13 protein-coding genes are annotated in these 17,805 nt (G+C 65.7%); 5 read left to right on the forward strand and 8 right to left on the reverse strand.

Annotated features, from left to right (window positions below; translation table 11 throughout):
• The first annotated feature begins 106 nt into the window (after positions 1 to 106).
• Both CXY75_RS09230 and CXY75_RS09235 read left to right on the forward strand, forming a co-directional pair.
• A complete protein-coding gene (locus tag CXY75_RS09230; protein ID WP_104082532.1) occupies positions 107 to 1,582 on the forward strand; it encodes a right-handed parallel beta-helix repeat-containing protein in 1,476 nt (491 codons plus the stop codon).
• Between the two features lie 1,314 nt (positions 1,583 to 2,896).
• On the forward strand, positions 2,897 to 4,807 hold the full coding sequence (locus CXY75_RS09235; protein WP_104082533.1) for a right-handed parallel beta-helix repeat-containing protein: 1,911 nt from the start codon (positions 2,897 to 2,899) through the stop codon (positions 4,805 to 4,807).
• Here CXY75_RS09235 and CXY75_RS09240 read toward each other — a convergent pair.
• From CXY75_RS09240 to CXY75_RS09270, 7 genes are all read right to left on the reverse strand, one after another.
• The gene (locus CXY75_RS09240) at positions 4,761 to 6,047 is read right to left on the reverse strand and encodes a glycosyltransferase family 4 protein (protein ID WP_104082534.1); all 1,287 of its coding nucleotides are present in this window, start codon (positions 6,045 to 6,047) and stop codon (positions 4,761 to 4,763) included. The two genes, CXY75_RS09235 and CXY75_RS09240, sit on opposite strands and share 47 nt — an antisense overlap.
• Entirely contained in the window at positions 6,044 to 7,138 is a 1,095-nt protein-coding gene (locus CXY75_RS09245) for a polysaccharide pyruvyl transferase family protein (protein ID WP_146069428.1), read from the reverse strand. Before CXY75_RS09245 ends, CXY75_RS09240 begins: the two co-directional genes overlap by 4 nt.
• On the reverse strand, positions 7,135 to 8,118 hold the full coding sequence (locus tag CXY75_RS09250; RefSeq protein ID WP_199182418.1) for a glycosyltransferase: 984 nt from the start codon (positions 8,116 to 8,118) through the stop codon (positions 7,135 to 7,137). Before CXY75_RS09250 ends, CXY75_RS09245 begins: the two co-directional genes overlap by 4 nt.
• Before the next feature lie 115 nt (positions 8,119 to 8,233).
• Positions 8,234 to 9,718 (reverse strand): polysaccharide biosynthesis tyrosine autokinase, encoded by a 1,485-nt coding sequence (locus tag CXY75_RS09255; RefSeq protein WP_104082537.1) that lies wholly within the window; start codon positions 9,716 to 9,718, stop codon positions 8,234 to 8,236.
• Positions 9,719 to 9,823: 105 nt separating this feature from the next.
• Positions 9,824 to 10,744, reverse strand: coding sequence for an alpha/beta hydrolase (locus tag CXY75_RS09260; protein WP_104082538.1), 921 nt, complete (start codon positions 10,742 to 10,744; stop codon positions 9,824 to 9,826).
• Positions 10,741 to 11,799 carry an acyltransferase family protein gene (locus CXY75_RS09265; protein ID WP_158251171.1) on the reverse strand — a complete coding sequence of 353 codons (1,059 nt, stop codon included), beginning with the start codon at positions 11,797 to 11,799 and terminating at the stop codon, positions 10,741 to 10,743. Before CXY75_RS09265 ends, CXY75_RS09260 begins: the two co-directional genes overlap by 4 nt.
• Positions 11,800 to 11,877: 78 nt before the next feature.
• Entirely contained in the window at positions 11,878 to 12,645 is a 768-nt protein-coding gene (locus tag CXY75_RS09270) for an HAD-IIB family hydrolase (protein WP_104082540.1), read from the reverse strand.
• 64 nt (positions 12,646 to 12,709) lie between these two features.
• On the opposite strand from CXY75_RS09270, the gene CXY75_RS09275 reads away from it, so the two are divergent.
• Positions 12,710 to 13,381, forward strand: a complete 672-nt coding sequence (locus tag CXY75_RS09275; RefSeq protein WP_104082541.1) for a flavin reductase family protein — start codon at positions 12,710 to 12,712, stop codon at positions 13,379 to 13,381.
• 33 nt (positions 13,382 to 13,414) lie between these two features.
• Here the strand turns inward: CXY75_RS09275 and CXY75_RS09280 are convergent, their stop codons facing one another.
• A complete protein-coding gene (locus tag CXY75_RS09280; protein ID WP_104082542.1) occupies positions 13,415 to 15,625 on the reverse strand; it encodes an acyltransferase family protein in 2,211 nt (736 codons plus the stop codon).
• Positions 15,626 to 15,966: 341 nt separating this feature from the next.
• Between CXY75_RS09280 and CXY75_RS09285 the strand changes: the two genes are divergently transcribed.
• The gene (locus CXY75_RS09285) at positions 15,967 to 16,752 is read left to right on the forward strand and encodes a DeoR/GlpR family DNA-binding transcription regulator (RefSeq protein WP_104082543.1); all 786 of its coding nucleotides are present in this window, start codon (positions 15,967 to 15,969) and stop codon (positions 16,750 to 16,752) included.
• Positions 16,749 to 17,805, forward strand: a 1,057-nt coding sequence (locus CXY75_RS09290) for an N-acetylglucosamine-6-phosphate deacetylase (RefSeq protein ID WP_104082544.1), incomplete at its 3' end; no start/stop codon positions are given. The genes CXY75_RS09285 and CXY75_RS09290, both read left to right, overlap by 4 nt.

Consider the following 17,805-nt stretch of genomic DNA (forward strand, 5'->3'; position numbering starts at 1 on the left):
ACGGGGACCCCCAAGATTCTGCGCACTTTCACAGGAAAGTGAAACGGATTCAACTTTGGCGCTCGATAGGCTCGAACCCGTTCGTGAAAGTCTGGAGGACTCCACTATGCCGTTCCCCGCCTCAGCGCGCCACGCCATCATCACCGTCGCTGCACTCCTGGCCGTGACCGTTGCGATACTAGCCCCCCTCACCATTCCCGTGCCCGGCAGCGAATCGGCCGTTGCCACTCCCGCAAAATCCGTGGTCGACAGCTCCTCGCCGAAGATCAGCTACAGCGGAAAGTGGCGCACCACGCGCAACGTCGCCGACCGCGGCGGCTCGGTGCGCTTTCAGTTCACGGCCGGCAGCGCATCCTTCACGTTTCAGGGAACGAGCGTCGCCTACCTCACCCGCACCACCCAGAGTGCCGGCACAAGCACGGTCTCGATCGACGGCACGGTGGTCGCCACGGTGAACGGCTACTCCGCGACCACCGTGCACAAGAAGACCGCGTTCAGCACAACGAGCCTGCCGCAGGGCACACACACCATCACGATCAGCCGTACCGGAAAAAAGGATGCCCGCTCCAGCGGCACAAACAGCATCGTCGACGCCTTCGTTGTGAACGCAACCTCCAGCACCCCAACTGCCGCACCCGTTCCCGTGCTCGCGCCGACGCCTGCCCTACACCGCTACATCGACTGCCCCGCCGCAACGACAACCGTGCGGAGCGCGGGCGAGCTCATGGCGGCCGTCGACCGCGCCCGGCCAGGCACCGTCATCAAGATGGCACCCGGCACCTACAACGAGCAGATCGACCTGACCGCGAACGGAACGGCTGTCAAGCCAATCTGGGTCTGCGGACCCCGCTCGGCCGTAATCGACTCCGGCAGCATTGCCCACCACCACGGCATTCAGATCACGAATTCGTCCCACCTGGTGATCGCTGGCATGACCGTGACCAACAGCCTCAAGGGCATCAGCGTGGTGCGCAGCGAGAACGTGACGATCGCCGACACCCGCATTGACCACATTGGTTACGAGGCCATTCACCTGCGCGCCTTCACCACCGACAGCACCGTCGTCGGCAACACGATTTCGAACACCGGCCTGCACGGTACCCAGTTCGGCGAGGGCATCTATATCGGAACCTCGGATAACAACTGGTGCGCCCAAACCGAGTGCAAGCCCGACCGAACCGACGGCGTGCTCGTGCAGGGCAATCACATCAGCCTGACCAGCGCCCAGCCCATCGAGGTCAAGGAGGGCACCTCCGACGGAGTCATTCGCAGCAACGTCATCGACGGCACGGGCGGTATGGCTGATTCGAAGGAGTGGGTTAAGGTCAAGGGCAACGACTGGACCATCGTCGGCAATGAGGGCAGCAATAGCCCCCTGCACGGCTTCGCGGTCAACGGCAGTGTCGACGGATGGGGCCTGCGCAACGTGTTCTCCGACAACTCGGGGCGAGTCAACGGCGATGGGTACGCCTTCTTTGTGCACGAGAAGGGCGGCACCGGGTCGAGCAAGACCACAGTGTCCTGCTCCAACACCGTGACCAGCGCGGCCGAGGGAATCTCCAACATCGCCTGCACGCCGTAGTCGCGGCCTCGCGCTACGCAGCTATAGTGCGCGGGGACTGCGCCAGTACGCGGGAGGCACGCCAGTGCGCGGGCGGCACGCCAGTGCGCGGGAGCTCCAGGCCAGCCGAAACTCCCGCGCGGCCACGCGATACGCGGGGACTGCGCCAGTACGCGGGAGGTACGCCAGTACGCGGGAGCTCCAGACCAGCCGAAACTCCCGCTCGGCCACGCGATACGCGGGGACTGCGCCGGTACGCGGGAGGTACGCCAGTACGCGGGCGCTCCAGACCAGCCGAAACTCCCGCGCCACGCGATAGGCGGGAGGTACGCCAGTACGCGGGAGTTCGGCCTACCGCGTAGCGGCGCAACCCCCGCGCAACGTGAGACGGATGCCCACAGTGAGCGCTTGCATCACCCAGCGGCCGGCATCCGTCGCGACGTAGCCCCGGTAGCGGCAATCCCGCGCGCGGCATCCGCTTCGCGCGTTGGGAAGCGATACTCGCGGCCGGAAGTAGCTGCGGCGCGTGACAGCAGGTTGCGGCAGCTCCAGCAGCAACCCCGCACCGGCGCACCGACGTACCGACGCTAGCTGCGGTTTCCGCATGGTGATCTCGGCAAGCTCGATCAACGGTTGGTAGGTAGATGGGTGGGTGAATGGGAGTATTCGTACCTGCCGTAGTGGAACGCTGCACCCGAACGGATGCTGTTCTCGCGGCATCCGCTTCTCGCCGCGGGAAGCGGAACACGCGGCCAGCAGTAACTGCGGCCTCGCGGCCGGTGGCGACCGCGCGCCACAGGTGCCGCAGGTGCCTCAGGTGCCGCAGGCGCGGCAGACACCACAGACACCACAGACACCACAGACACCACAGACACCACAGACACCACAGGTACCACAGGCGCGGCCACGGCCACAGGCGCGGCCGCCGTGACGGAAACTCAAGGCTTCGGAAATTACTCTCGGCACTTTCACAGGAATGACAAATTGCTCCCGGCGGCCGGCACCGTCGGCATCCGCTCGGCCGTGTTGCCGCACGGGGTCATCACCCACAATGAGCATTTGCACTGGTCAGCGCGAAATCGTCGAGACGCCCTCAGCTTCGTCGATTTGGCGAGCGGATGCGGAACCTGATACTCGCGCGTGAGGAGCCACCGGCATCCGCTCAGAGAACACCCACAAACCCATTTACACACGGGTAACGCGCAGCAGCTCAGGCGCTAATTGACGAAGTGAACTCGGCGGCAGAACCGGCCGGAATCACCACAATCATGTCGTCGGAACCCGTCGGGTTCGCGGACGTAACACCCCTGTCCATGAACGTCCGGAAGGTCCACTATGTTGTTCCCCCGCTTCTCCCGACGCGGCGCCTTAGCCGCCGTCGCGATTGCCGCGCTGGTCCCGCTCACCGCAACGATTCCCGTTGCCTCGGCATCGGCCGTAACGGCACCGGCAGGCAGCATCGTGGTCGACAGCTCCTCGACGCAGGTCACGTACGTTGGAACCTGGCTCAGCACCGGCTCCCCCTCCGACAATGGAGGGTCGATCAAGTACTCCTCGACCGCATCGAGCGCCTCACTCACCTTCACCGGCACATCCGTGGCCTACGTCACGCGCATGACCAGCAGCTCCGGCACCAGCAACATCTCGATCGACGGCAAGGTCGTCGCCACGGTTAACGGCTACTCGGCCACGCCCAAGTACCAGCAGAGCCTGTTCAACACCTCGAGCCTGTCAAGCGGAACGCACACCATCACGGTCAGCCGCACTGGCCAGAAGGATGCCCGTTCCACCGGAACCAGCAGCATCGTCGACGCCTTCGTCACCGCAGCCACAACGACCACGCCAACCCCTGCTCCGGCGCCCGCGCCCAGCCCGGCCCCGCTCGCCACCACAGCGCCCGTGCAGGCCCCGGCCGGCACGACCACCTTCGAAGGCGACTCCGCCTCGGTCAAGTACTCCGGAACCTGGCGCACCTCTGGCTCGGCCAACGACTCCGGCGGCGGCGTGCAGTTCACCACGACCGCCGGCAACGCCTCGTTCACCTTCCAGGGCACGAGCGTCGCGTTCATCACCCGACTGACCAGCACCTCTGGTATGAGCCAGATAGCCATTGACGGCACGGTCGTCGCCACGGTCAACGGCTATTCCGCCACCACCGCGTACAAGCAGAAGGCGTTCAGCACGACGAGCCTCTCCGCTGGCACCCACACCATCACGGTCACCCGCACCGGCCAGAAGGATGCCCGTTCCACCGGAACCAGCAGCATCGTCGACGCGTTCATCGTCGCGGCCGTACCGAGCACCGCGCCGACCCCCGCGCCGATCAGCGCTAACCGCTACGCTAATTGCCCCGCAGCGACCGTCAACGTGACGACCGCCCGAGAGCTCATGGCCGCCGTCGCCCAGGCCCAGCCCGGAACCGTCATCAAGCTGGCCCCCGGAACCTACAACGAGCAGATCAACATGACGGTCAACGGGACGGCCACAAGCCCGATCTGGGTCTGTGGACCGCGTAGCGCCGTGATCAACGTCGGCAGCATCCTGAACAACCACGGCATTCAGGTCTCCAACTCCTCGCACCTCGTGATCGCCGGAATGACAGTGACCAACAGCCTCAAGGGCATCAGCGTGATCCGCAGCAAGAACGTCACGATCGCCGACACGCTCGTTGACAACATCGGCTATGAGGGCATTCACCTGCGGGCCTTCACCACCGACAGCACCGTCGTCGGCAACACGATCACGAACACCGGCAAGCGCGACCCGTTCTATGGTGAGGGCATCTACATCGGAACCAGCGACGCCAACTGGTGCGCTCAGACCGACTGCCTGCCCGACCGCACGGACCGCACGCTGCTCATGGCCAACACCATCGGCCTGACCGGCGCCCAGCCGATCGAGGTCAAGGAAGGTACCTCGAACGGCATCATCCGCGACAACATCATCGATGGCACGGCAGCCATGCCGCGCGCCGAGGAATGGGTCAAGGTCAAGGGCAACGACTGGAGCATTTACAACAACCAGGGCAAGAACAGCACCCTGCACGGCTTCGCGGTCAACGGAAGCGTCGCCGGTTGGGGTCTGCGCAACGTGTTCTTCGGCAACACCGTGCCGGTCAATGCGTCCGGCTTCGGCTTCTTTATTCACGAGCAGGGCACCAAGGGTGCCAGCGGCACCAAGGTCTACTGCTCGAACACGGTCACCCTGGCAGGGTCCGGGTTCTCGAACCAGGCCTGTATTTCTTAGCAAGACGCTCTGTTCGTCGGTCGAGCGCAGCACTCCAGCTGCGCTCGATCCGCGGAAAGACGGCGGTCGCCGAATAGGTGGCCTCGAAGACGCTTCTGGCCAGATCCGCCTTCTCTGCGCGCCAGGCGGCATCCGTTATCGCCCGGCTCAACGCCTGCTCCAGCCCGTCGACGTCACCCGGCTCCACGAGCACGCCGACCCCGTCACCGAGTACGGCCGCAACCCCGCCAACGCTCGTGGCCACGACGCAGTTGCCGCGGGCCATGGCTTCGAGAATGAACATCGGCATCGCCTCATCGCGAGACGGCAGCACCGCGATCATCGATCGGTCAAGCAGCTCCATCAGCGCCGCGTGATCGAGCGCGCCGACGAATTCACAGCGGTCCAGCTCCATACTGATCGGCTGATCCACAATCGGTCCGGCAATAACGAGTTTCCAGAGCGGATGCCGCGGCGCCAGCCGCTCCCACGCTGCCACTAGCACGTCGACGCCCTTGCGGGTGCTGACGGCACCGCCAAACACGACGAGCTGTTCCAGTTCACGCACGACTCCCTCGGCAACGGCGTTCGGAACGAGCACGACCCGCTCCCCCGGAACGAATCCGGTCGCGGCCGCGCGCGACGCTGCCGACAGGGTGAGCACCACGTCGGCCGTGCGCAAAACGCGTCCGACCAGGCCGGGGCGCTTCTGGGCGAAATCGGCAAATGAGCTGCCGTGCAACTGGGCAACGGTGGCAAACCCGCGAGCGTGCGCGAGAGCGAGCAGCAGCCCCTCACGCACAAACGATCCGCCCTGGGAGAGATGCGCAACGACCACGGTGCGCTCCGGGTTCTCTAGTCGCACCAGCTTCCAGAAAGCGGATGCCGCCACCCGCAACGCGCGCGCCCCGCCGCTGCCGTCCCGCGAGGCGAACATGCTCAGGTCAAAGTCGGCGAAGGAATGCGCGAGGTAACCGTTGACCACCTGGCTCATTCCGCCGGCGACCTCGCCGCTGCGGCCGACGTGCACGGCGGTGAAACGCTCGGCCGTGCGCCGGGAAACGTGCCGCTGAGCTGCGACCGGCGCGGTGTCGATCTGCTCAAGATCGAGCGGGTCGATCCTCCACGATGCGCTGGGCACGGGCACGGGCACGGGCACGATGTCGCTCGGCTCGGTGCTGAGGGGCTTGGTGCTGATCGGCACCGTGTCGATCGGCTCCGTGTCGATCGGCTCCGTGTCGGCCGTTTCGCTGAAGCTCACCGCGGGCTCTCGATGCTCAGTACCTGGTCGAGTAGGCGGCGCGCGGTCTGCAGCTCTCCCTGAGCGGCGGCGAGTCCGGCCAGAATGGGCTCGCGGCGGCCGAGCAGATTCTGCAGCCGGGCCGCGATTTCGGCGGCACTCACGCCGGTGCTGTCAATGCTCACGTCGTACAGTCCGGCGGCAGCGAAGTGCCGGGCTATCTTGTCCGACCCGCTGCTGGCCAGCAGCGCGGCCGGAACAGCGCCCTCGGTGAGCGCGCCAACCAGCACGTGCAGTCGGTCGCTCACGGCGAGCGCCGCCCGTCGGTAGAGATCACGCAATCGTTGCTCCTGTTCGTCATGGCCGGTGCCGTTCCAACGCAGGGCCTGCCCGCCCAGGTCTACCGCGAGCTGAGCGCACTTGTCGTCGTCGCGCAACACCTGGGTGACGCACCAAATTGTCAGATTGTTGGCCGCCGCGACGGCCCGAACACCGGCAAACCACGCGGGGCTCGGATAGTCCAGGTCGGAGCGCATCGATACCACGAGCACGTCGCGCACACTGTCAGAGCGTGGTGCCTGCACACTCGCAAAGGCCAGATCGGGCATAACGCTGCCCCGCCGAAGATAACCGGCGGTTTCCGCATCGCGCCAAAGCGACAGATTGGACAGCGCGATTGACGGGCCCATCAGGGCGCGCGGCACCCGCGCAAAATTGCGACTGCCGACCCCGACGCGCACGACCCGGCCGTGGCGGGCCCGCACGACGGCGAGCACCGGAAGCATGGCGAGGTGCTCCTTCATGCCGATCAGGGTGAGCTGAATCTCCCCCGGCTTGAAGACGTACGACGCGCGTCCCCTGGCTGCACTGCAGAGCGCCGCCACGTACCAGTGTCGAAACGACCGATACTGCACGTCGCTGGGTTGCAGGCCAAGCCCAGTGGTATACCCGTCGGGGGCAACCCCCACGTAGACGTGCAGCGGTCCGCTGGGTCGCAACCAGTCGAGCAGTTGCCGGCGCAGCAGGATGTCGCCGATATTGTCGTATTGGCCGCGGGCCGGCACGAAAATTTCGCGCAGCATCCGCTCGTGTGGCACCGTCGCGGTCATCACTCGGCGGGAATTCGAATGCGCACACCGGTGTCGATGGCTCGACTGGCAGCAAAGCGGATGACGTCGGCCGTCAGGTCGGGCGCGTCAACGGCCCGAGCGACTCCGAGGGATTCGGCAAGTTCGGCGATCTGCATCTGGTGATCGTCGACGTGTTCGCCGCGGTGCTTACGGCGGGTCACGATCACCGGGAAGATGCCAAGCTCGAGCAGGCCCATGAACGTGCCGACGCCGGCGTGAGTGATCACGACGTCGGCGGTGAGGGCTGCCGTGACAAAGCGGGCGGTCGGCATCATCTGGTACACATCCCCGGGGAGATCGGCGCGCCCGGTGGTGAATCCCAGCTGCCAGACGGTGCGCTCGTCGGCCAGGCCGCTCGCCAGCACGGCATCGACGAGGCTATCGAAGCGGTATCCCTCGATGGTGCCGAGGGTGACGAACAAGCTGGGGCGTTTGGGTGCGTCTCGGCGGAGCGACTGATAGGTGGAGAGCACGCTCGGGTAGGTTTTCCAACGCTCGTTTGCCCACGCTGGATGCTGGGTGCGCACGCTGACCAGACGGCTGGCGGCCAGCATCCGCCCGCTGAGGGACGGGCCCTCGACGCGGGAGACGCTCTCAATGTAGAGACTCGGCACTCCTCTGATCGCTGCCTGCGGAAGCGCGGCGACGGCGAGGCCGGCTCCGGTACTCACGGCACCGTCGAAGGTCTCATGCTTGAGCACGCGCCGCACGATTATAGCCGCGCGCATCATGCCGACGTAGTCCCTGGGGCGCACGTATGGCACGTGGATGCGGCGCCGACCCACCAGCAGAGATCGGCTCTGCATCGAATCAAAGGTGATCCAGAGCGAACTTTGCGATGCACCCAGACCGGGGGCGAGGCGCACGAGCTGGGCAAGATGGCCGCCGGTGGAGGCAACGAGCAGAAGCTTCCGCTGCGTAGGGGGCAGCGGATCGATCGGGTATGACGAGTGCACGGACACAGAGGGTCCCTTCGGATAAAGCCTGGGTGGGACGGTTTCAAACGTGCGCCATCGAACGAGCGTTATTCGGGCGATCTGACTGCAAGCGGTGCAACTGCCAAGCGGTGCAACGGAACTACCAGGTGACTCTGGTTGGGACTGAGCTATCGGTCGAGGCGGCATCGGTATCGGCATCGGGCGCTGGCGTGCCCCGATCGCTTGCGACCGCTGTGGTGGCGCGACTCGGGCGAAGCGCCGGGCGAGACGCCATGGTGAAGCCGCCGTCACGCACGAGCGCGTCGGGGCCACGGGTGGGAACCATGGCCAGAACAATGCCGAGCGGCGTCGTTCCGACGGCTTCGAGGGCGTCGAATGCTGCCAGCAATTCGGCTTCGCGCACCCGGGTGGCGCCGACGACGAGAATGGTTCCGCCGGTCCACCGGCTGAGCACAGCGGCATCCGTCACGGCCAGCACAGACGGCGCATCAATGAGCACATAGTCGTAACTGCTGCTGAGCACGTCAAGCACGGTGCCCATCGCCGTCGAACCGAGCAGTTCACTCGGGTTGGTGGGGATCTTGCCGGAGGACAGCACGGTGAGCGGATGCAGCGTGCCCCACGATTGCAGCGAATCCTTCAGCAGGATGTCGCCGTTCAGCACGTCGGTCAGGCCACGGTCAGCGTCGAGCCCGAGAAAGTCAGCCAGGCGCGGAGTCCGCAAATCGGCGTCGATGACGGCGACGGTCGCACCGCTTTCGGCGAGCACGATCGCGAGGTTGACCAGCGTGGTGGTCTTGCCCTCACCCGAAACGGAGGACGTCACGACCAGGCTGCGGCGGCTGGTGTCGGCGTCGGCGAACTGGAGGTTGGTGCGCAGCACGCGGAACGCTTCGGCCCGCGCGGTGGCCGGACCGTCGGGCGTGATGATCGGGTTGGCCCTGGATTCGAGCGGGATGCCGCCGAGCACGGGAACCTCGGTGAGCCGTTCGATGTCATCACGGTTGCAGACACGACGGTCGACCAGCCCGAGAATCAGCGCGGTGACCAGACCGACCAGCAGGCCGATCAGCAGGCCGACGGCGAGGTTGAGGTAGAGCTGGGGCAGCGCTGGGTTGTCGGGAACAACCGCGGGGTCGAGCACACCGACGGTGACGGGGCTGTCACCGCCGTCGGTGGGCGTCTCCAGCTGGTTGATGACGACGTCGGTGAAGCTCTCCGACACGGCCTGGGCGAGCTGCTGGGCGGCATCCGCTGCCCCGGCGAGAGCGGAGATTTCAATGACGGCCGAACCGGGCTCTGTGGTGGCAGTGACGCGCTGGGCCAGGTCGGTGGCGTTGTCGCTGAGGTTCAGGCTCGTGATCACCGGGTTGAGCACGCGGGGGCTCGTGGCGACGTCGAGGTAGTAGGGCAGCTTCTGCACCACGAAGTTGTTGCCCTGCACCAGGTCACCGGGAGAGGAGCCGGTCTGAATCTGAGCGGCCACGAACACGCGGGTGGACGATTGGTACTGCACGGGGGTCAACAGCGCGGCAGCCGAGCCACCGGCCACGCCCAAGAGCACGAAAGCCACGATGAGAATCCAGCGCTTTCGCAGTATTTTTACCAGTCGTTTCAGTTCCATGTGCGCTTCTTTCCACTCGACCTACTCGTCGTGCTTCGGGTGCACGACGACAGGGACCCATATTGGCATAAAAATCCTCACTTTTGGACCTCCCCGATGGGGGATTTAACCAGTCCGTGGCGAGGCGTTCACGAGATGGTCAACGAGAAACTGACGAATGCTCGCCCGAGTAGCCTCGTCGAGCATCTCCAAACCGTGTCGTTTACCGCTTTTCACGTCGAGCGTGACGGGAACGTCGACCGCGGTGAGGGCGAGCGCCATCGCCTGCCCCTGCTCCACCGGAACGAGTTCTTTTTTCGAGATGGCGATGTAAAACGGCGGATCGCTCGCATCGACCGAATACACCGGCGACGCGTCCCGCGAATTCGGGCAGTCGGTGACGAAGTCGCAGCCGAGATATTGCAGAATCGGAGTAACGGCCAGCGCGGATGGCTGGCCCAGCTGCAGGCCGGTCTCGGTTAAATCAACCGCCGGCGACAGGGCAACGACCGCGGCAACCCTGTCGCCCTCGGTGAGGCTGCCGGAGCCGTTGGTGCCGATCGTGGCCGCGATGATCGCCCCGGCCGAGCTGCCCAAGAGTGCGATGCGTTTGGGATCGATATTGAATTTCTTGATCTGCTGGGGGCCCCGCAACCACTCGAGCGCATCGGTCACGTCGTTCACCTGCGCCGGAAAGACAAACTTCGGGGCGAGCCGGTAGTCAACGGCGAAGGCGGCAACGCCGTTGCTGGCGAGTTCCTCGCACAGGGCGGTCATGCCGCCGAAATCCTTGGTGCCGCTGTCGAATCCGCCGCCATGAATGAGAATCACGGCCGGGGTGCGCCGCTTCTGGCCGTCGGGCAGGCAGGCGTTCAACATGAGGTCCTGCCGCTTGGCCGTTCCGTATTGCAGGTCGCGCTCCACCTCGACTGGGCCGGGCGCAGCGGCCTGGGCCGGCCCGGTCGACGTGGCGGAGCATCCGCTGAGCAGGAGCAGACCGAGAGCCAGCGTGAGCGCCGTCGCGGCACGCCGTTGCGCGCGTTTCACAGCGGGTCTCCCTGGAGGCGAACGCGCCGCGAGACTATCGGGGTCTGCCGCTTGCGGAACGGGCTGACCCAGAGAAACGGAAACCGGTGCAGAAATTTCGACAGGTATACCGAGAGCACGAGCACGATGGCGGCGAGCGCAAACGGCAGCACGTTGGCGGCGCTTTCGAGCCAGGGTAATTCGGCGATGGGCGCGACCAGCGCGAGGGCGCTCGCGACCAGAAACAGGTGCACCAGGTAGATCTGCAAGCTGAATTGGCCGAGCACATTCATGAAATTGAGCCACTTCACGCGCACCAGCAGGGTGGCGAGGGCAACTCCCATCGCGACAGCGACCACACTTTCGATCAGAACCAGGCCGGGCACTCGGGACAGGTGCAGCGGCACGAGCAGCACCGCGAGGCCGAAATAGGCAACGACGAGCGCTGCGGCATGCCACACGCGCACCCGGGCGGCCAGCCGATAGGCGGTGTGGGGAAAGTAGACCGCGACGACAAAGAAGAAGAAGTTAGCGGCGACGCGGTCCCAGCCGACGTTGTCGAAGTCGAGCATATTCGGAGTCGTGGCCAGCACAGCCAGCAGGCCGGCGACGCCGATTTGAACTCTCACCGGGACCTCGCGCAGGAGCCAGGCGAGCAGGGTAAAGATGGCCAGGGCCCAGATGAACCAGTTACTGCTCGTCGGCCAGACCGGCAATAGGGCGATGGTGAGCAGATCGGTCGGGGTCGTGTCGGTGAGGCGCAAGTAGGGCACGACCAAGTAAAAGAGCACCTGGAGGAGCGACCAGAGCAGGTACAGGTAGACCAGGATCAGCAGGCGGCGACGCCACAGGTCTCTGAAGCTCCAGGTGAGCATGCGCCGGGAGGTGAGCCCGGCGATGAAAAAGAACATCGGCATCGGAAAATAGCTGAGCACGACGCGGAGGCGCGTGGTACTGCCGGCCAGATCCACGTCGTTGAGGAACAACGACGAGTGGTACACCACGACCAGAATAATCGCCGCGCCCTTGGCAAAGTTGATCCACTCACGGTTTTCAGGGGGTCTGATCTCTGTCACAAGCGAAATGTACACGAGAAAAGCTCATGATGGTATCGCGCGAGGGTCGCCGGCCCGTCTCAGCCGGCCGTCAGGCGGTCAGACGGTGACGTAGCGGGGAATCAGGTCTTCGAGCAGGGCCGCGGTCTCTGGCCAGCCGGTCACGGCGATGCACTCGACACCGAGCGCCTTGACCGGGTAGTCATTGCCGTGTTCATCGAGGCGGTCGCCGACGAACAACATGTCGTCGAGTCCGATGCCGGTCAGGGTGGCGAGGCGCTTCATGCCGTAGGCCTTGTCGATTCCCTGCCGGGTGATATCAACGGATGTCGACCCTCCGCTTCTCACCTCGAGGTCGGGCAGCACGGCCTGAACGGCCTCACGAAGGGCATTTTTCTTCGTACCAGACGGGTCCCAGGCGATTTTGGCCGAGACCGGAGCAGCCTGTCCGAGCGCGGAAAACGTGATCTGCGAGCCGCGGTCTTCAAGAATCGGGCCCCAGGTGTCACTCTCCCAATAGCCCAGGCCACGAGCGGTCTGCTCGACGGCGTGCAGAGCGCGCACCTTCTGGTCGTCACTGAGGTTCTCGGCGTAGACCTGAGTCCAACCCTGAGCGTCGCTGCGGTAGTACTGGGTGCCACAGGTGGGCATGAGGTGCAAACGGGCCAGCGCCGGCTCCCTGATCTCGGGCAGGTTGTCGATGATCTGCGCCTGAAACTGACCGAACTGGCCGCCGGAGATGACACAGACCTCGGTGACCTCGAGCAGTTTGACCAGCAGGTCGATCATGGTCGGATCGAGCGCGGACTTGGACGGCGCGAGCGTATCGTCGAGGTCGAAGGCCACCAGGCGGGGAAGAGTAGGCATTCGTGTACTCTAGCGCGGACCCGAGCCTGGGCCCTGTGAGCTGCTGCCCGAGTAGCCTGAGCTGATGCGCACCGACTTTCATCCCCGAGACCTGCCCCGCCGCGACTTCTACAAATTGCTGACCTCGCTCGTGGTGCCGCGCCCCATCGCCTGGGTGTCGAGCCGGTCGGCGGCGGGAGTCGACAACCTGGCGNTCGCCTGGGTGTCGAGCCGGTCGGCGGCGGGAGTCGACAACCTGGCGCCGCATTCGTTCTTCACCGTGGCATCCGTTGACCCGCCGATCGTGCAGTTCACCTCGGTCGGGATCAAGGACACGGTGCGCAATATTGAAGAGACCGGGGATTTCGTGGTGAACTTCGCGCCGGAATCGCTCTTTCACGAGATCAACGCCACCGGCACAGACTTCGGGCCTGACGAGAGTGAGTTCGACCGCGCCGGGCTCACCAGGGAGCCGAGCCTGACCGTGGACTCCCGCCGGGTGGCCGAGTCCCCCGCTGCGATCGAATGCCGCCTGCACTCCACGCTCGTGATGGGCGACTGCACGCTCGTTTTCGGTGAGGTCACGCACGTCGCTGTGTCGTCTGCGGTGCTAGACGGGCAGCATCCTCTGGTCGAGAAGTTGCGACCGCTGTCCCGGCTCGGCCTGGACGAGTGGGGAACGGTCGGCGAGGTCAAGCACATCACACGCATCCGCGCGTCGGACTGGCCCCGAGATTTTCGCCCGCGCGAGCGCTAAGCGATCACGGCAAGCGGATGCCGCCGGCGCCCCCTACGAGGCGGCCGGGAATAGGGCCTCGGCGAGCAGCGGGCCGAGCTGACTGCTCGCCTCGCGCACGAAGTGCTGGCCGTCGAAGAACACCGGGGTGTTGTCGATGAAGGCCGGGCAGGCGCCATCCACGCAGAGCCAGGGCACGACGTTGACGTACCGGGCGAATTCGCCGACCGCAGTGACCGCGGTCTGCTCCGCCGCAATAACCTTCTGGTACAGGCTCGACGGGCTATAGCTGCAATCAGCGGGTGAGCTGGTGAGGGTCTTACACTCGGCAAACGACGTGCTGGCTGGCGGGGGCGCAAGCACCGCCACCTGGTCGGTCATTCCCTGCAGCGCTGTGATCGTGGTGTTGGTGGCGGTTTGCCATTCGGCAAGGGCCGCAGCGCCTTCATTGCCACTGGCCAGGCGCACGATCGACCCGGCCAGGCTCGACATGATCACGAGGTCCGGCGAGATTGTGGCGACCTCGTCGTACACCCAGGCGTGATGGTCATCGCACTTGGCAGCGGATGCGTCAGAGGCGCTCTTGGCGGCCACTGAGATATTGATCGCTGGGCAGGAGAACATGGTCAGCGAGCGCACGTTGAATCCGAGCGGTTCGAGAGCCGCTCGAATGGCCGGCATGTAGCTGATCGCCATGGAATCGCCCAGGAGCACCGCGGTTTTAGGCGCGGCCGGGTCACCATAGATGCAGCCGGCCGCGTTCTTCTCACTGACCGAGAGGCAGTTGTCGTCGACCCATTCCGGGGCACCGGAGTTGTCGCCGAGCGCATCGAAGGCCGGAGTGGTCTCTGGCCAGGCCGCGGCCCGGAGGGCCGCAGTAATCGCGGACTGCCGCGTCGATAGCAGGGTCGGAGCCTCGGCCGGAGATGTCGGAGGGGTGTCGGTGGCCCCCGCGCCGATCGGCGCGGCACCGGCGGCGTCGGACGTCGGGCGGGACTTGGTTGCCACGAACGACACGGAAACCAGAACCGGGGTGATGACGACGAGGGCACCAACCCAGGCCACGGCGTTGCGTGAGTCGCGCGTGCGAACCGGGCGGCGCATCCGTTCTCGTTGGCGGGTATGGGAGGTTTCCAGCCATAGCGAGTGCCGAATCGGGTCCTCCACGAAGTGAAAGGAGAATACCGACAGCGCCAGCATCAACACCAGGGCGAGCGGCAGGTAGATCGGCGAATCGGTGGCGAAGATGACGGCGAGCAGAATGACCACCGGAAAATGCCAGAGATAGAGGGAGTAGGAAATCTTGCCCAGGTACCGGCTGACCGGATTGGTCAGCGGAAACACTAGGCGCTGTTCCGGCGAACCGATTCCGGCGGCGATGACCAGGGCGCTGCCGGCCACGGGCAGCAGAGCCCAGGGCGCTGGAAACGGCGAGTCACGGCTGATCAACACGAGGCTCGCTACGATCAGGCCGAGACCGAGCCAGGCCAGCACGGGGCGCACGCGCGCGGGCAGCCGGGCGATGCCGGGTGCTGCGGCGGCAAGGAGGGCGCCGATGCCGAGTTCCCAGGCGCGGGCTCCGGTCGAAAAGTAGGCGATGGCGCTGCTGGTGGAGGTTTCGACGAAGCTCCAAGCTAGAAAGGCCACGGTGATGACGCCCGTGGTGACGGCGACCGTGGCGATGAGGGCCCGGGCGCTGATATTCACGCGGCGCCCGGCGAGCGCGAAGATGATGATGAGCAGAAACGGCCAGACGAAGTAGAACTGTTCCTCCACCGCGAGCGACCAATAGTGCTGCAACGGCGAGACGGCGTTGGTGGCCTGCAGGTAGTCGGTGCCCACGAAGGCGAAGCGCCAATTGGCCACGAACAGGGCCGAGTAGATGCCGTCCCACAGCGTGTTCATGGCGCGATTGGCGGGCAGCAGCAAAAACCCAACCACGACGGTCACGACGAGCACGAGCAGCGACACCGGCAGAATGCGACGGATGCGACGGCGGTAGAAGTCCACGAGGGAGATGCGCCCGGTGCGTGCGTGTTCCTTCAGTAGCAGACTCGTGATGAGAAAGCCGGAGATGACGAAGAAGATGTCGACCCCGATGAACCCACCGGATGGCCAGCCCAGCAGGTGATCGAAAATAACGACGATCACGGCTAGGGCGCGCAGACCCTCAATATCGCCGCGGAACGTGCGCGTGGCGGACGTGCCGCCGGTGGCGTAGCGCGAGGCTGGCGCGCGCGGTTCTCGGGTGGATTGAACGGACATGTAGCCTCCGACTCAGGTTTCGGACCTCGTGCGTGTTTTCACCCGTCGACCGGGCACATCCTGTGAGTATGACGTAATCTCAGCTACCGAGGCAAACCACCCGAATTGGTGACACGAGTTGTTTACATGACCGTTACGGTTCCTGCTTTTTCGGCGAGCGGATGCCGCGGCTCGGCACTGCCATCGCGCGACAACACAGGACACCCATATAGAGGAGTGCACGTTTGAGGCGGGTGGCGCGGTGTTGTCAACGACTACAGTGATTGAGAAGTCTCATTTTCGATCAGTATCAATCAGTTTTGGACCACCCTTCTGCTGACTTCCCACGAAAGCGAGCGACCATGAACCGCGCCGAACGGCTCGCCGCCGTGCTTGATCTGCTCAATGATTCGGGGCAGGTCGAGGTCGACGACATCATCACGAAGCTCGGGGTGTCGGCGGCAACCGCGCGCCGTGACCTCGATACCCTCGCCGAGCAGCAGCTGCTCACCCGCACGCGCGGCGGCGCAATCGGGCAATCTGTTGCCTATGACCTGCCGGCGCGGTACAAACAGGAGCGGCACGCGCCCGAAAAGTTGCAGATTGCTCGGGCGGCGAGCGCGCTGGTGACCCGCGGCGACGTGGTGGGGCTGTGCGGCGGCACGACCAGCACGGCGATTGCCGGAGTGCTCAGCTCCCGCGCGGACATTGCGCAGGCGAGCCCGCACGCCAACCTCACGGTCGTCACGAACGCGATTAATATTGCCGCGCAACTCGCGATGCGGCCGCAGATCAAAACCGTTGTCACCGGCGGAGTCGTGCATGCGCGCTCCTACGAGCTCGTCGGAGCCTACGCCGAATCGGTGCTCGCCCAGGTGCGGCTCGACCTGGCGTTCGTCGGGGTGAACGGTATCGATCCGTTCGTTGGCGCCACGGTGAACGACGAGCGCGAAGCCGCCGTCAACACCCTCATGGCCGGGCAGGCAGCCCGGGCGGTGCTCGTGGCGGATTCGAGCAAGATCGGACGCGTGGCCTTCGCCACGCTCGGCGCCCTCGACCAGTTCAGCGCGCTGATCACCGACGCCGGCATTTCGGCGGAGCAGCTGGCGGCGTTTGGCGAGGCCGGGCTTGAGGTGATTGTCGCGTGAACGTGAGCAGCATCATCCACTCGGCCCGGTTGGTGTCTGGTGGCAGCGTGACGCCCGATGCGTGGGTCGCGTTTGCCGGGGATACGGTGGCGGCCGTCGGCACGGGCGAGGGCTGGCACTCCCTCGCCAGGCCCGCCGCAGAGGCTGGTCGGGGTGCGGCCTCGGCAACCGGCCTGGTCTCGGCGGCGGACGCCGCGGCATCCGCTGCCGAGATCGTTGACGCGCGGGGGCGCTGGTTGACGCCGGGATTCATCGACATTCACTGCCACGGAGCTGGCGGGGCCGCCTTCGATGACGGCTTGCAAGCAATCGGCACGGCCCTCGCCGTGCACCGAGCGCACGGCACGACCCGGTCGGTGCTCTCGCTCGTGACCGCGAGCTTGGCCGACCTCGAAACCCGGCTGGGCGTGATCGCCGCCGTCGCTGAGCGCGACCCGCTCATTCTTGGCGCGCACCTCGAGGGCCCGTTTCTCGACGACGGGTTTCGCGGCGCGCACGATCGCACGCTGCTGCGGGTAGCGGATGCCGCCGCAACCGCGCGGCTGCTGCTCGCCTCCCGCGGGCACCTGCGTCAGATCACGCTCGCCCCGGAGCTGCCCGGCGCCGCCCCCGCGATCACTCGCTTCGTCGACGCCGGCGTGGTCGTCGCGGTCGGACACAGCGCCGCCGACTACTCCGAGGCCTGCGCAGCCTTCGACGCTGGAGCCTCGGTACTCACGCACGCGTTCAACGCGATGCACGGCATCCATCACCGCGCGCCGGGGCCGGTCGTGGCGGCGATGCGGTCGGGCGGCGTCACGCTCGAGGTCATCAATGACGGGGTGCACGTGCATCCCGAGGTCGTGCGTCTCGCTTTCGCCGGAGCTGGCGGGCGCATCGCGCTGGTCACGGATGCCATGGCCGCGACCGGGTTTGGCGACGGGGAGTATCGGCTGGGGTCGCTCGCGGTGATGGTCACCGACGGGGTTGCTCGGCTGGCGGGGGGTTTGGCGGCATCTGTTGGCGGCGGGATTAGCGGCGGGGCGGCATCCGTTCTCGGCGCGACCGAGGGCG

This window comes from Cryobacterium sp. Y11 (assembly GCF_002929535.1).
Taxonomy (GTDB): Bacteria; Actinomycetota; Actinomycetes; order Actinomycetales; family Microbacteriaceae; genus Cryobacterium.

Bases quoted from the DNA above. Each gene is read 5' to 3' on its own strand.
- CXY75_RS09280 (WP_104082542.1), bottom strand. From the start codon at position 15,625: ATGTCCGTTCAATCCACCCGAGAACCGCGCGCGCCAGCCTCGCGCTAC.
- CXY75_RS09235 (WP_104082533.1), top strand. From the start codon at position 2,897: ATGTTGTTCCCCCGCTTCTCCCGACGCGGCGCCTTAGCCGCCGTCGCG.
- CXY75_RS09270 (WP_104082540.1), bottom strand. From the start codon at position 12,645: ATGCCTACTCTTCCCCGCCTGGTGGCCTTCGACCTCGACGATACGCTC.
- CXY75_RS09255 (WP_104082537.1), bottom strand. From the start codon at position 9,718: ATGGAACTGAAACGACTGGTAAAAATACTGCGAAAGCGCTGGATTCTC.
- CXY75_RS09230 (WP_104082532.1), top strand. From the start codon at position 107: ATGCCGTTCCCCGCCTCAGCGCGCCACGCCATCATCACCGTCGCTGCA.
- CXY75_RS09285 (WP_104082543.1), top strand. From the start codon at position 15,967: ATGAACCGCGCCGAACGGCTCGCCGCCGTGCTTGATCTGCTCAATGAT.